The organism is Bacillus sp. FSL K6-3154, assembly GCF_040869395.1.
GTDB classification, from domain to species: Bacteria; Bacillota; Bacilli; order Bacillales; family Bacillaceae; genus Bacillus; species Bacillus safensis.
The window spans coordinates 1,341,642-1,356,212 of record NZ_CP152033.1 but is presented as its reverse complement, the minus strand read 5'-3'; the positions used below and the strand labels follow the sequence as shown (position 1 = coordinate 1,356,212).

Genomic DNA, 14,571 nt, shown 5'->3' with positions numbered 1-14,571 from the left:
TCTTTATTGCTTTTGTTTTCACACCTTTTTACTTAATCATTAATTTTATTATTTCTTTGGTGTATTTAATAGTCATGATTTTTTTCCATCCTACATTAAAAATAAGTCATTTTTTTGTTGTCATTTTGACTTACAACTCATTAATATTTTTTGGGAATTCAGTCGGTATAAATTTAATATTTATGTTTGAGAATTCTTTTGTTATGTTCATGGTGGTTCTTTTAACTTTCATAACAGTAGTATGGGCTTCTCGAGTTTTGTTTTTAGGATTACTCAATTTTGTTGGATATTCTAAGAAAGCAAGCTTGAATTTTTGTATTGTACTTTTCCTCTTTAACATTGTATCTTTTGGGGGTGGATTCTTAATTAATGTCTAAATTACTAAGTTTAAAAAAGGTTTGTTTTTATTACAATAAAGGTAAGCCAATATTAGAGGACATAAATCTTGATCTCTATGCACATGAAATTATTTGTATTTTAGGTGCAAATGGTGCAGGAAAGTCTACTTTATTAAAGGTGATCGCAGGTATTGCTGAATTTCAAGGTGAACTTCATTTTAAGAATAACCCCGTTGATAATTTAAACGAATATAAAAGAAATATTGCTTACATTCCAAGCAATCATTTACTATATGATATTCTTACAGGCAAAGAGAATTTAGAGTTAATCAGAAATCTTTGGGATGTACCTAAAAAACTATTTTGGGGAAATGTTAGTTTCTATTCTGATAAACTAGGTATGAATCAGCATTTAGATACTAGGATTGAGCATTATTCTGAAGGAATGAAAGATAAACTTTTCTTCATTGGAAGTATTTCGAAACAACCAGATCTTCTTTTATTAGACGAGCCATTCATGTCTTGGGACATCCAATCACAGAGAATGGTAATTGATCTTATTAAAAAATACAAAGAAGAATATGCAAAATCTATCATTATAATCACTCATTCTGAGCACTTGAGAGAGACTCTAGCAGATAAGACTTATCTAATTCAAGACACTAAACTTATTAATCATTTTTCTAGTTAGGGGTAATTAAATTGAGGAATTTATTTATATTATTATTAATAATATCAATCACTGTCATAGCAATTGTTGTATTTACAGGTGGTTATAAAATTATTGTAGGAAAATTGATTATTGTTTTTTCATCTACTTTAGCTGCTACAAGCATTATGAAAATAATTGATAAAAAAAATCAGAAGAGAAAGGGCTAAAATGAACTTTATTTTTAGCCCTTTCTCTTCTTTTCAGTATGTGACACTCGTGATCACAGTGCTCAGGACTGCGGGGATGTCTACAAGCTAGCTGAAGGCAGGCCCTTTTAAAAAAGTCGTCTGTTAATATGCTTACAGATCGCTCATTCGCTTTCCTGCTACGGCATAGTGTTCTTTTTTCATTTCTTCAATAATAACAGAGACTTTTTCTGCACCTGCGCCTGTTGTTTCTACAACGGCATCAGTGACTTTCTCCACAAGAGCTCTTTTCTGCTCGTCTGTTCTTCCTTCAAGCATTTGAACGGTGACAATCGGCATGGCGAAAACCTCCTTTTTCCTTTAATGCTACGCTTCCCTTTAGTTTAAGGGACTTCTTATAGTATACTGAATGAAGTAAATCATTGTATAGAAAGAAAGAGGGATTCATGCCTTTGAACCAATTTCTTGTTTATCCATTAGAACTTATTCCATATGTCGCCATTACGCTTGTTGTTGCATTTACGATGCACGAGCTGGCGCATGCATATGTTGCGTACCGATTCGGAGACCCGACGGCTAAGAATCAAGGGAGACTGACGTTAAATCCACTGAAGCATCTCGATGTATTCGGGACGATTTTGATCTTTGTGGCCGGGTTTGGCTGGGCGAGACCTGTACCGGTGAATCGTTACCATTTTAAAAAACCGCGCTTAGCAGGGATTTGTGTCTCCATTGCTGGGCCATTAAGTAACTTAGTGCTGGCGTTTTTGGGCTTTTTTGTGTATGTGCTTCTTCAGAAATTTGGCGGGGAGTGGATCATGCGCTTTGAGCCGGGAGTCGATAATTTCTTTTTAATCTTTATTAACTTAAACGTCATCTTGTTCCTATTTAACTTATTGCCACTTCCGCCGCTGGATGGGTATCGGATTATTGAGGACGTCGTCAGCCCCCGTATCCGGGCGAAAATGACGCAATTTGAACAATATGGGATCATTATTTTTCTCATATTCGTGATCACACCGCTGGGACAGTTTGTGTTTGGTCCATTGATCGGAATGCGGGATCAAATCATACACTGGTTTAATCTTATTTTGAAGCCGCTGCTTTAGGAGGTTTAATAAATGGAAGGTAAAAAGAAGAAACCAATTGGTTTTAACATCATTAAAAAAACAGATGCAACCGACGGACATGGAGGCTTTGGGGCAGGTGCACTCAGCCTTGATAATATCTCGCCAGTCATCATTGATGTAGAGGAAAAGGAAGCTGTCATTGATATTGGTGCCATGCATGCAAGAAGTGCCGTCGAAAAAGGAATTAAATTTTTGAAAACAAAAGAAGAGGTGCCGAACGGAAAACCGTATTGGCTTGTATGGGTGACGATTGATCGCAGAGAAGAAGGGCCTTATTATGCAGGTGTGACGGCTTGTGAAATGACCGTTGACCGTTCGATCCGCCGCGGGTATAAGTCACTTCCAGAGCATGTGAATTTAATGGATAAATCGATGAAGCGAAAAATTGTCGTTAGTCATATGGATGACGTATCCAAAAAGGTGCTGGCTGATTTCTTAAAAGGTCATAATCAAGCGCTATGGGACGCATCAACAGATGAATTAAAAGAAGGATTGGCTGTCCCTGAATAATTGTGAAATTTTTGTGAAGATTGGCGGATGGCTACCAATTCTCTCCGGTTTTTGAGTAAACTGGTGTTAAAGCTAGGACATGGAGAATCCCGAGATGCAGATCTCGGGGTTTTTCATGTCTTTTTTAACGTTTCAGCCACTTTTCCCACCATTTCTTTGGCTTTTGATCTTGAACTGGTTCCTGCTCAGAGGCTTTGTCCTCAGCACCATAGCAGACACCTGTCGGCTCCGTTCCTTCTATAAAATAGGTGAATACCTTTGATTCACATCCTGGACCTGCGAGGTCGCCGGTTTTTGGATTAATATATACCCCTTTGACACCGTCTGGCGGCATGAAGGAAGAGGCTGGCTGCTTCGAGAGAGCTGATTCCATAAAGGAAGCCCATATTTTTTTCGCATAGGCCGTTTCTTCGACTGAGTCAATGGTGCGGCCTTTATCATAGCCTGTCCATACACCTGTGACGAGCTGGGGAGAGAAGCCGATCATCCAGCTGTCGGCGCCTGTAGTCCCAGACTTTCCTCCGTATGTTCTTGTAAGGTCCTTTATAATGGTGCGGCCAGTGACACTTGTATAGCCGTTTAATTGATCATTGAACATGCCTGACATCATGTCGGTGGTGACAAATGCTGCTTTTTCATCGAGGATTTGTTCTCGTTTTTGTTTCTCTTCAAAAAGCACATTACCTTTTGCATCGGTTACTTTCGTAATAAAGGTTGGTTTGACGCGTTTTCCGCCATTGACCAGCATGGCGTAAGCATTGGTCATTTCAATGGGTTTCACAGGAGACGTGCCCAGGGCAAGAGAGGGTACTTGATCTAGTTTCTCCTTGATTCCAAATGTCTTGCCAGCACGTACAAGCTGTTCCATTCCTAAAAATAGATGGGTCTTTACAGCGTAAATATTATCAGACAGTGCTAAAGCTTGAAGCATTGTAATGCCGTCATTGGCGTAATAGCCGTGATAATTGCTTGGTGAATAAGCGGCATCGCTGCCTTGATCATCTAATTCAAACACCGTTTCCTCACTGCGCATGACAGTTGCGGGTGTAAACCCGTTTTGCAAGGCAATGTAATAAAGAAGGGGTTTCATGGTTGAACCGGGCTGCCTTTTTGCTTGTGTCACCCGATTGAATGGACTTTTCTCATAATCTCTCCCGCCTATGAGGGCAAGTACATGCCCTGTTTGAGGATGGATGGCGGCAAAGCCGATTTGGATTTCTGATTTGGAATTCATCGTATTTTTTAACGTCTTTTCTGCGATTTTCTGTAATTCTGGATTGAGAGTCGTTTGGATATGAAGCCCATAGGTTTCAATCTGTTCCTCATTTAACCCCAAACTTTGTTTCAACTCTCGAATCACATCGTCATAAAAATACGGGGCTTGCTTTGCTTGCAGCTGCTTCTTTTGCAAAGGGCGATAGGACAGCTTTTCTTTCGCAGCGTCATCGGCTGCTTTTTTCGTAATCATGCCATCCTCGTGCATTTGTCTCAAAATCATATTCTTTCTTGCGCCGGCTTTCTCCTCATTCACATAAGGGGAATAGAGAGAAGGCCCCTTAGGGATACCGGCAAGCAGGGCAGATTCAGCGAGGGTTAAGTTCTTTGCTTTTTTCCCGAAATACAGACGGGACGCTGCTTCCACACCGTACGCTCCGTGACCATAATAAATGGTGTTCAAGTATCCTTCTAAAATTTCATTTTTTGTATAGTTTTGTTCTAAACGAATCGTGTAAAAGGCTTCATTCCACTTCCGCTTCCACGTTTTATCATGATCTAAATACAGATTTCGTGCATATTGCTGGGTGATCGTGCTGGCGCCTTGCACCTTAGCCATGGCACGAATATCGGCCACCGCAGCACCTGCCATCCGTTTCACATCAAAGCCATGATGTTCATAAAAGGTTTTATCTTCAACAGCGACAACTGCCTGTCTGATATGAGGAGACATCTCCTTTAATGGCACCCAATATCTCTTTTCTCCAAAGCTGGATTCTCCAAGCTTTGAGCCATCGGCTGCATAAATGGTCGTGGATTGGGGAACTTGAACAGAAGGGGCACCTTGCCATTTAGCTATTAATAGAATCGTCAAAAAGACGGTACCTGCAAATAGAAAAGCGAGCAAGCCGATAAAAAAACAGGCTCGAATCGTTTTCACGGTCATGCGGATTTTTTTATTACTCATGATTGTGTCCATGCAAAGCCCCCATTTTGACGGTTTTTTATCAGTATGGAACAAAGAAAACCGTTTTAAACAAGCGATTGCAGGAGCGCTTTAAAAAATGAAGAGAACTCATGCGGTTCTTTACAATTTGATATGAATCCACTATACTTTTTTCTTGGACAATCGATATAGTCAAAGCCGATATAAGGCGCTAACAATAGATGTTTGTTTATTATTGGATGAGAGGAAGATGAACAATGAGCGAACTTTGGTATACAGAGAAGCAAACGAAGAATTTTGGTATTACATTGAAGGTGAACAAAACCCTTCACACAGAACAAACAGACTTTCAGCATTTAGAAATGGTGGAAACAGAAGAGTTTGGCAATATGCTGTTTTTAGACGGCATGGTGATGACGTCTGAGAAAGATGAGTTTGTATACCACGAAATGGTGGCACATGTTCCTCTTTTCACTCATCCAAACCCAGAAAATGTGCTTGTCGTAGGCGGAGGAGACGGCGGTGTCATTCGTGAGATCCTCAAACACCCAAGTGTGAAAAAAGCGACACTTGTTGATATTGACGGAAAGGTCATCGAGTACTCGAAGAAATTCCTTCCTTCTATTGCTGGGAAACTAGACGATCCTCGTGTAGATGTCAAAGTCGGAGACGGTTTTATGCACATTGCTGAAGCTGACAACGAGTATGATGTGATCATGGTTGACTCTACTGAGCCAGTTGGGCCAGCTGTGAACCTGTTCTCTAAAGGATTTTACGCAGGAATCGCAAAAGCACTCAAAGAAGACGGTATTTTCGTTGCACAAACGGACAACCCTTGGTTCACACCTGAGCTGATTACAAATGTACAGCGTGATGTAAAAGAGATTTTCCCAATTACAAAGCTTTACACAGCGAATATTCCAACGTATCCAAGCGGTCTTTGGACATTCACCATCGGTTCTAAAAAATATGATCCACTTGCTGTAGAAGACAGCCGTTTCTTTGATATTGAGACGAAATATTACACAAAAGAATTGCACAAAGCGGCATTCGTTCTGCCGAAATTTGTGAGCGACTTAATCAAATAAATCAAGCGAAATGGACATGCGCAAATGACGGTTTGCGCATTTTTTGAAGCGTAAAAGGAGGAATCTTGCATGAGATTCGACGAGGCTTATTCAGGAAAAGTGTTTATTGGAAGTCATCCGACATGGGAAGATGCAAAGGTCATTTTATACGGCATGCCGATGGACTGGACAGTCAGCTACCGCCCAGGTTCACGTTTCGGTCCGAACCGCATTCGTGAAGTATCGATCGGTTTAGAGGAATACAGCCCTTATTTAGATCGTGAGCTGCATGAGGTGCCATTCTTTGATGCGGGTGACATCCCACTTCCTTTTGGGAATGCACAAAAGAGCTTAGATTTAATTGAAGAGTATGTCGACAGCATTTTAGAAAAAGGGAAGTTTCCATTAGGAATGGGCGGCGAGCATCTTGTGTCTTGGCCGGTTTTCCGTGCGATGTATAAGAAATACCCTGATTTGGCCATCATCCATATGGACGCACATACAGATCTTCGTGAGGAATATGAGGGTGAGCCGCTTTCACATTCAACACCGATTCGTAAAGTTGCAGGACTGATTGGAGCTGAAAATGTATTCTCTTTCGGCATCCGTTCTGGGATGAAAGAAGAATTTGAATGGGCAAAAGAAGCGGGTATGCACATTTCTAAATTTGAAGTGCTGGAGCCATTGAAGCAAGTATTGCCAAAGCTAAAAGGGCGTCCAGTATATGTGACGATCGATATTGATGTACTTGACCCAGCACATGCACCTGGTACAGGAACGGTAGATGCTGGCGGTATTACATCAAAAGAGCTGCTTGCCTCCATTCATGCGATTGCAGGATCTGACGTCCAAGTCGTTGGGGCAGACCTTGTCGAGGTAGCACCTGTATATGATCACTCTGACCAAACAGCGAATACAGCGAGTAAGCTTTTACGCGAAATGCTGCTTGGATTTGTGAAATAATCAGTTGATAGAGGAGCTTGTCATCTCATGTGGACAAGCTCTTTTTTTTACATTGGTCAAAAAATAAAGGAGGGAGCTCATGTTTTCGTCAATATTGATGGTGTTCCTCGCTTTATGTGTGTTAGGGGCAGGCTTTCTCACATTGAAACGAGAGCTCGCAGCTGATCCGCCTGTTTTTGCTTCAAAAAAGGAAGCAAAGGAAGAGATGCTGGGGCTGTTTCACGATCGAGGCTTTTTCTATCTGACGGCCATTGCGTTATTCATGCAGTTATTTAAAAAGGATCAAATCGCACCATTTGATTTTTTTCAGGCATTTTTGGCAAGTTCAGGCATACAGGCTCTTTTTTACTTAATGAAAAGAAAAGACTTAGGCGTAAAGGCTGGACTTGTCGTAGTGGTCAGTTGTATTTTTCTTTTTTTCTAAAGGGATGGCAGAAGATGAAAAACGAAGTTTAATCGCCGTGAAGAAGAGAAATGATGGTATGATAGACGATCATGATTATGGTATACTATTTTAGTTAAACGGGTCTTAGCAAAGGAAGTGCAAAATGACACAAAACCAAATTTCAATTCATGTAAAGTCAGTGATGAAACCAGAGACGGAGCCGGCTGAAACGATCGAATTCCGCACGACTGGAACGTACCAAAAGAAGAATGACAAAACGTATCTCACTTACCATGAAGAACATGAAATGGGTCAAGTAAAAACCGTTGTGAAAATGAGTGAAAAAGAAATTTTTGTGATGAGATCAGGGGCAATTCAAATGAAGCAGCGCTTTCTCATTGGAGAAACGACCGTCACACATTACACGATGCCATTCGGTACACTTCAGCTAGATGTGCACACACATGGTATTGATCTCGATGTGGACAAGGGGCTGCTGCACATTACGTACGATATGCTGACAGGAGAAGATCAAAAGCATTTACATACATTATCGATTTCGTATAAGGAGGATTTACGTTCATGAATATCGCAGAACAGGTCAAAGATGCGTTAAAAGAAGAAATCATAGCGGCAGTCGTCAAAGCAGGGCTTGCCGATGAAAGCCAGGTGCCAGATGTTCTTTTAGAAGTGCCGAAAGATAAAACTCACGGTGATTACTCTACCAACATGGCGATGCAGCTTGCCCGCATTGCGAAAAAAGCACCTCGTCAAATCGCAGAAGACATCGTCAATGCGTTTGATAAAGGGAAAGCTTCCATTGAAAAACTGGATATCGCAGGTCCAGGATTCATTAACTTTTATATGAACAATCAGTATTTAACAAAGCTCATTCCAGCTGTTCTTGAGGCAAAAGAAGCTTATGGCGAAACGAATACAGGCGGCGGTCAAAAGGTGCAAGTCGAATTCGTCTCAGCAAACCCAACAGGTGACCTTCACCTTGGACATGCCCGCGGTGCAGCTGTAGGAGATTCCCTTTGCAACATCCTTGATAAAGCAGGGTTCGATGTGAGCCGTGAATACTATATCAACGATGCAGGAAATCAAATCAATAACCTCGCTTTATCTGTAGAAGTACGTTATTTTGAGGCACTCGGTCTTGAAAAAGAAATGCCTGAAGACGGCTACAGAGGAGAAGACATCAAAGGCATCGGACAAAAGCTTGCGGATGAATTTGGTGACCGTTTCGTGCATGAGCCGGAAGAAGAGCGGATGAAGTTCTTCCGCGAATACGGCTTGAAATACGAATTAGAAAAATTACGTGTAGACCTTGAGAATTTCCGTGTGCCATTTGATGTATGGTATTCAGAAACTTCTTTATATGAAAACGGAAAAATCGAACCAGCGCTGGAAACACTTCGCGCTAAAGGCTATGTCTTTGAAGAAGACGGCGCAACATGGCTGCGTTCAACTGATTTTGGTGATGACAAGGACCGTGTGCTGATTAAAAAAGACGGCAGCTTCACTTACCTGCTTCCAGATATCGCATATCATAAAGACAAATTGGACAGAGGCTTTGACCAGCTCATTAACATTTGGGGAGCGGACCATCACGGCTATATTCCTCGGATGAAAGCGGCGATCCAAGCACTTGGATATCCAGCTGACAAGCTTGAAGTAGAAATCATTCAGCTTGTGCATCTTTACAAAAACGGCGAAAAGATGAAGATGAGTAAACGTACAGGAAAAGCCGTCACAATGCGTGATCTGATTGAAGAAGTCGGCTTAGATGCGACTCGTTATTTCTTTGCGATGAGAAGTGCGGCGACACATATGGACTTTGACCTAGACTTAGCGATTTCTACGTCTAACGAAAACCCTGTGTACTATGCACAATATGCGCATGCGAGAATTTGCAGCATGCTTCGTCAAGGTGAAGAAAAAGGCTATGAACCGAACCTTGAAAAAGCCGATTTCTCTCACATTCAATCGGAAAAAGAATACGATCTTCTGAAAATCATTGGCAGCTTCCCAGAAGTTGTAGCAGAAGCAGCTGAAAAGCGTATTCCGCACCGCGTGACGAACTATATTTATGACCTTGCATCAGCCCTTCACAGCTTCTACAATGCCGAGAAGGTCATTGACGCAGAAAATGAAACAAAAACAACAGCACGTCTTTCACTCATGAAAGCAACACAAATCACGCTTGCTAATGCATTAAAACTAATTGGTGTATCGGCTCCGGAGAAGATGTAATGAAATGAAAGAAAGCCCCACTCTATTGAATGAGTGGGGCTTTTTCGTATAAAAAACCCGCTATCCTTAAGAGATAGCGGGTTTTGAAAATTATCCAAGCGTATTAATTATGTTAGAAATAGAATCAAATAATTGGCTAAGTACATCAGAAAACATGTTTTTGCCTCCTCTCTTTTCTTTTTACATCTACTTAACGAAGGGAATGAAGGGTTGGATCACTTTTTCTAAAAAAATTTTAAAAAAGATAGTGTTATAGAAAAAAGCACCGCCTATTCGGGTGCTTTTTGGCCTTAAGTTATGAATGAATGCGCAGCTTCACGTCTCCATTTGTACACGCTAGCTGAACGTTTCCACCAATCGGGAAGGTGAAGACTGGCTGTGTATGTCCGATATCGACGTCGTAAATCACTGGGATGTGTTTGAGCATTGGATGCTTATCTAGGATGAATCTTAAGTGTTCCTCTGTCATGTTGGATTTCTTCTGAAAGCGCCCGATGATCAACCCTTTGATTGATTGTGCATGCTGCAAGAGGGAGGTAAGGTCTCTGGCGAACATTTCAGGGAACACCAACTCATCATCCTCGACAAATAAGACCGCATCCTTTACATTCGGCATAAACGATGTCCCTTGCAGTAAATTCAGTGTACAAAGGTTTCCGCCAAACAAGGTGCCTTCAGCTGTTCCTTCCTGATATATGTTCCATTTCGTCGGATGAAACTGCCTATTCGCTTGATCTAGATACCACGCGTCATCACTCCATTTTGTCGAAGGAATCACATCAAACGGTTCGCCGCCGTTCATCAAACAAGCTTGAAACATGGCGGTCTGCTCTTCCTGTCCCTGCTCCATTTGAAAGCTTGAGAAATGGGGGCCAGAATATGTCACCATATCACATTTCGCTGTAATGGCGTTTGCAAGTGCAGTGATGTCACTATAGCCGCAAAGGACTTTAGGATGCTGTCGGATCAAATCGTAATCAATATAAGGCAAAAGCTCATTGCAGTTAAAGCCTCCGATGGCTGTCAAAATACCATCAACCTCATCATCTTTGAACGCCTCATGCAGATCAGACAAGCGGTGTTCAATAGACGATGAGGAATGAATGTCACATTCAAACACATGCTGTCCAAAAGAGACAGTGAAACCTAAAGACTCTAAACGTTTTTTCGCTTGAGAAATTCCTTCTTTTGATAAAATGCTGGCACTTCGGCTTGGGGCGATGACACGAATATGCCCGCCTTTTTTTAAAGGTGAGGGTGTATGCATAAACAAATCTTCCTTTCCATCACGTATTTCTCCATTATATCGGATCAAATAGCGTTAGTCTGTAAAGGCTAGGAGAAAGGAATGGGTCGTGCGTTTCATACAAGCTGTGCAAAGGGTATGGAAGAGAAAAAGACAGAATGAGGGCGGAGAATGTGAAAAAGAGAAGACTGGAATTTTTATTTTTATATTTTATGATATTCGGGGCATATGTGGTGTATTGGTGGACTGTGCCGGCGTGGAGCGTTCAGCTGTACGCAGCGATTTATATCGCCATTATTTTATTTAGTATCATCTCACTCATGCTGGAGAACCGTACATCACAGCACACGTTGTTATGGATATATGTGCTCATTTTTTTCCCGATCATTGGCTATATGTTCTATCTGTTCTCAGGGCAGCTCTATGTAAAGGGTCATTTATTCAAATCAAAGAGAATGTATAACCGCGAGAAATTACGCAGAATCTCTGAGCTTGAGAGTAAGCCGAATGAGTCACGTTTAACCGATAATCAGCGTGCTTTTTTTCATTACACAGAAAAAGCAACAGGTATGCATGTGAACACAAATAGTGATATGGAGATTTTAAAGAATGGGGAGGAGACGTTCCCCAGAATTTTTGAAGAGTTAAAAAAGGCAAAATCGTTCATTCATATTGAATATTACATGTTCAAATCCGATTTCCTCGGCCACCGGATGATGGAGATTTTGATTGAAAAAGTGAAAGAAGGGGTAGAGGTCCGTTTCATATATGATGCGGCTGGCAGCATCCGCTTCTCGCGAAAAGATATTAAACGCTTGAAGCAGGCAGGGGTCAAGGTCGCTCCTTTTCTACCTTTAAAATATGGATTCTTTAATCAAAAATTCAATTTCCGAAATCACCGGAAAATCGTCATTATTGATGGAGAGACAGGGTTTGTCGGCGGGTTAAATGTCGGCAAGGAATACGTAGGACGGGATGAAAAGATCGGCTTTTGGCGTGATACGCATGCTATGTTAAAGGGTGAGGCTGTTCAGACCCTTCACTCCGTTTTTATGCTGGATTGGGAGTATGTATCAGATGAAGTATTAATTGATGATCCGAAGTATCATACGCCGCATTCTGTGACAGGCGATGATGTCATTCAGGTTGTACCAACTGGACCTGATATGAAAGAAAGTATGAGTGATTTATATGATGCTCTCATTTCTAATGCGAAACAATTTGTCTGGATTGCCACACCTTACTTTGTACCAAACGAATCGATTCGCACTGCGCTCAAAATCGCTGCCACAAGAGGGGTGGATGTGAGGGTGATGGTACCGGAGATCAATGACGGCTTTCTCACGCAATATGCCACAAGATCCTATTTTTCTGAGCTTCTAAAAGAGGGCATCAAGGTGTATCACTATCAAAAAGGGTTTATGCATCAAAAGGTGATGATTGCTGATGGAGAACTCGCCTCTGTCGGCACCGCCAATGTCGATATGAGAAGCTTTCAGCTCAATTTTGAGGTCAATGTCTTTACAGCTGCGAAAAAGCCAATTGAGCAATTGATGGCCCACTATGAGGAAGATATGAAGGAATGTGAGCAAATGGGTCCTGTACATTTTTATAAAAGAGGCTTAAAAGAGCGGTTGAAGGAATCATTTGCCCGGTTGTTTTCTGGCGTATTATGAGGATTTCCAGTCAATGAAATCATTTCCTGATCTAGTATTTTGAAGAGGATTCCTCTATAATTGAAAATGATTATCAATTATAAAGGAAATGAGGTTCTTTTACATATGCTAAAACGCTTTTTTGCCTATTACAGGCCCTATCGCGGTCTGTTCTTTTTAGATTTCTTTTGCGCTGTCGCAGTTGGATTAATGGAACTTGGTTTCCCGCTGATCGTGAACTACTTCATTGATACATTATTACCAACAGGGAATTGGACGGTCATTGCCTGGACCGCACTTGCTCTGTTTATCATTTATGCACTCAGCTCGGTTATGCAATTTATAGTGTCGTACTGGGGACACATGCTTGGCATCAATATTGAAACAGATATGAGGAAGAAGCTGTTTGATCATTTTCAGCGTCTCTCATTTAAGTTCTTTGATAACAACAAAACGGGTAAGCTTATGTCTCGAATGACAAATGACCTCATGTACATTGGTGAGGTAGCTCATCACGGACCTGAGGATTTGTTTATTGCAATTATGACGATTCTTGGTGCCTTTGCTGTCATGCTGATGATTAACTGGCAGCTTGCTATTTTAACCTTCTTGATCATGCCTGTCATCATCTGGCTCGCCCTTCATTTTAATAAGAAGATGACGCAGGCGATTACACAGCTGAACAATGACATTGGAGACTTTCATGCAAGGGTTGAAAACAATATTGGCGGCATTCGTCTTGTTCAAGCCTTTGCCAACGAACATTTCGAGAAAAAGCGTTTTGCTGAAAACAACAACCGCTTTCGAAAAGCGAAGCTTCTTTCATATAAAATCATGTCGGTCAACGGCTCAATCAGTTACATTCTCACCCGTCTTGTGACACTGTTTGTCCTTCTGGCAGGGACATGGTTTGTTCTGCAAGGGCAATTAACGGCAGGTGGATTTATCGCGTTTGTTCTCATTACAAACGTCTTATTCAGACCGATTGATAAAATCAACACAGTGATTGAAATGTATCCGAAAGGAATTGCGGGCTTTAAAAGCTATGTCGATTTACTTGAAACAGAGCCAGATGTGAAGGATACAGAGGGAGCTCGTGATGTATTCGGGCTAAAAGGTGAAATTGAATATCGAAACGTGACATTTGGCTACGATGAGCACAGCCATGTGTTAAAGGATATCGATTTGAAGATCAAACAAGGAGAAACTGTTGCGTTTGTCGGTCCTTCAGGAGCCGGGAAATCGACGATTTGCAGTTTGCTGCCACGTTTTTATGATGTGGATAAAGGGGAGATTACGATTGATGGTGTGAGTACAAAATCGATGACCTTGTCTTCTTTAAGACAGCAGATCGGCATTGTGCAGCAGGATGTCTTTTTATTCTCAGGCACCATTCGAGAAAACATCGCGTACGGCAACCTAGAAGCCAGCGATGCAGAGATTTGGGAGGCTGTACGTCGTGCACATTTAGAGGAACTCGTTCAGCGTTTCCCGGAAGGATTAAATACGGTGATAGGCGAGCGCGGCGTCAAATTGTCAGGCGGTCAAAAGCAGCGCTTGTCAATTGCGCGGATGTTCCTAAAAAATCCTTCGATTCTTATTTTAGATGAAGCTACATCAGCACTTGATACAGAAACAGAAAAAGCTATACAGGATGCACTGAGCGAACTGGCTGTCGGCAGGACAACACTCGTCATTGCCCACCGCCTGGCAACAATTAAACACGCCGACCGTATCATCGTCGTGACAGAGGAAGGCATCCAAGAACAAGGCCGCCACCAAGAGCTCATCCAAATGGGCGGCGTGTACAGCAGACTGCATGAAGCGCAGTTTGGTCATTGATCAGCGCTAGACAAACCCTCGTATTCACCCGCAGTTCTGCGTGCCGGTGCTCACGAATGTCAATTCGCTCCGCTCCGGTACTCGCCCTTCCTAGGGCTGCAAAGGTTTTCTATCACGCTGAAAAGAAGACAAAGGGCTAAAATAAAAATCATTTTAGCCC

General features: G+C 41.8%; 13 protein-coding genes. 10 read left to right on the top strand and 3 right to left on the bottom strand.

Translation table 11 applies throughout. The features are described from left to right. Nucleotides 1-369: 369 nt before the first annotated feature. The gene (locus MHH61_RS07155; RefSeq protein ID WP_098677155.1) at nucleotides 370-1,029 is read left to right on the top strand and encodes an ABC transporter ATP-binding protein; all 660 of its coding nucleotides are present in this window, start codon (nucleotides 370-372) and stop codon (nucleotides 1,027-1,029) included. 320 nt (nucleotides 1,030-1,349) lie between these two features. Here MHH61_RS07155 and MHH61_RS07150 read toward each other — a convergent pair whose 3' ends face one another. After that, nucleotides 1,350-1,535 carry a 2-hydroxymuconate tautomerase gene (locus MHH61_RS07150; RefSeq protein WP_003214939.1) on the bottom strand — a complete coding sequence of 62 codons (186 nt, stop codon included), beginning with the start codon at nucleotides 1,533-1,535 and terminating at the stop codon, nucleotides 1,350-1,352. 113 nt (nucleotides 1,536-1,648) lie between these two features. On the opposite strand from MHH61_RS07150, the gene MHH61_RS07145 reads away from it, so the two are divergent. Further along, nucleotides 1,649-2,305 (top strand): site-2 protease family protein, encoded by a 657-nt coding sequence (locus MHH61_RS07145; protein ID WP_024423770.1) that lies wholly within the window; start codon nucleotides 1,649-1,651, stop codon nucleotides 2,303-2,305. A gap of 12 nt (nucleotides 2,306-2,317) precedes the next feature. After that, nucleotides 2,318-2,836: a YwhD family protein gene (locus MHH61_RS07140; protein ID WP_024423769.1), complete on the top strand. Its 519-nt coding sequence runs from the start codon at nucleotides 2,318-2,320 to the stop codon at nucleotides 2,834-2,836. A 124-nt stretch (nucleotides 2,837-2,960) separates the two neighbouring features. Here MHH61_RS07140 and MHH61_RS07135 read toward each other — a convergent pair whose 3' ends face one another. Beyond that, complete coding sequence (locus tag MHH61_RS07135; protein WP_125585838.1) at nucleotides 2,961-5,030, bottom strand: transglycosylase domain-containing protein; 2,070 nt, start codon at nucleotides 5,028-5,030, stop codon at nucleotides 2,961-2,963. A gap of 224 nt (nucleotides 5,031-5,254) precedes the next feature. Here MHH61_RS07135 and speE point away from each other — a divergent pair, with 224 nt between their 5' ends. From speE to argS, 5 genes are all read left to right on the top strand, one after another. Further along, a complete protein-coding gene (gene speE, locus MHH61_RS07130) occupies nucleotides 5,255-6,085 on the top strand; it encodes a spermidine synthase (RefSeq protein WP_025093862.1) in 831 nt (276 codons plus the stop codon). A 69-nt stretch (nucleotides 6,086-6,154) separates the two neighbouring features. Continuing rightward, the gene (gene speB, locus MHH61_RS07125; protein ID WP_039182190.1) at nucleotides 6,155-7,027 is read left to right on the top strand and encodes an agmatinase; all 873 of its coding nucleotides are present in this window, start codon (nucleotides 6,155-6,157) and stop codon (nucleotides 7,025-7,027) included. 79 nt (nucleotides 7,028-7,106) lie between these two features. Next, nucleotides 7,107-7,451, top strand: coding sequence for a hypothetical protein (locus MHH61_RS07120; RefSeq protein ID WP_025093864.1), 345 nt, complete (start codon nucleotides 7,107-7,109; stop codon nucleotides 7,449-7,451). A gap of 124 nt (nucleotides 7,452-7,575) precedes the next feature. After that, a complete protein-coding gene (locus MHH61_RS07115; RefSeq protein WP_125585840.1) occupies nucleotides 7,576-7,998 on the top strand; it encodes a DUF1934 domain-containing protein in 423 nt (140 codons plus the stop codon). After that, the gene (gene argS / locus MHH61_RS07110; protein ID WP_034281247.1) at nucleotides 7,995-9,668 is read left to right on the top strand and encodes an arginine--tRNA ligase; all 1,674 of its coding nucleotides are present in this window, start codon (nucleotides 7,995-7,997) and stop codon (nucleotides 9,666-9,668) included. Before MHH61_RS07115 ends, argS begins: the two co-directional genes overlap by 4 nt. Before the next feature lie 295 nt (nucleotides 9,669-9,963). Here argS and MHH61_RS07105 read toward each other — a convergent pair whose 3' ends face one another. Next, nucleotides 9,964-10,935: a S66 peptidase family protein gene (locus MHH61_RS07105; RefSeq protein ID WP_125585842.1), complete on the bottom strand. Its 972-nt coding sequence runs from the start codon at nucleotides 10,933-10,935 to the stop codon at nucleotides 9,964-9,966. Nucleotides 10,936-11,087: 152 nt separating this feature from the next. Between MHH61_RS07105 and cls the strand changes: the two genes are divergently transcribed. Both cls and MHH61_RS07095 read left to right on the top strand, forming a co-directional pair. Beyond that, a complete protein-coding gene (gene cls, locus MHH61_RS07100) occupies nucleotides 11,088-12,590 on the top strand; it encodes a cardiolipin synthase (protein WP_024423762.1) in 1,503 nt (500 codons plus the stop codon). Between the two features lie 105 nt (nucleotides 12,591-12,695). Further along, on the top strand, nucleotides 12,696-14,411 hold the full coding sequence (locus MHH61_RS07095) for an ABC transporter ATP-binding protein (protein ID WP_125585845.1): 1,716 nt from the start codon (nucleotides 12,696-12,698) through the stop codon (nucleotides 14,409-14,411). The last annotated feature ends 160 nt before the right edge of the window (nucleotides 14,412-14,571 follow it).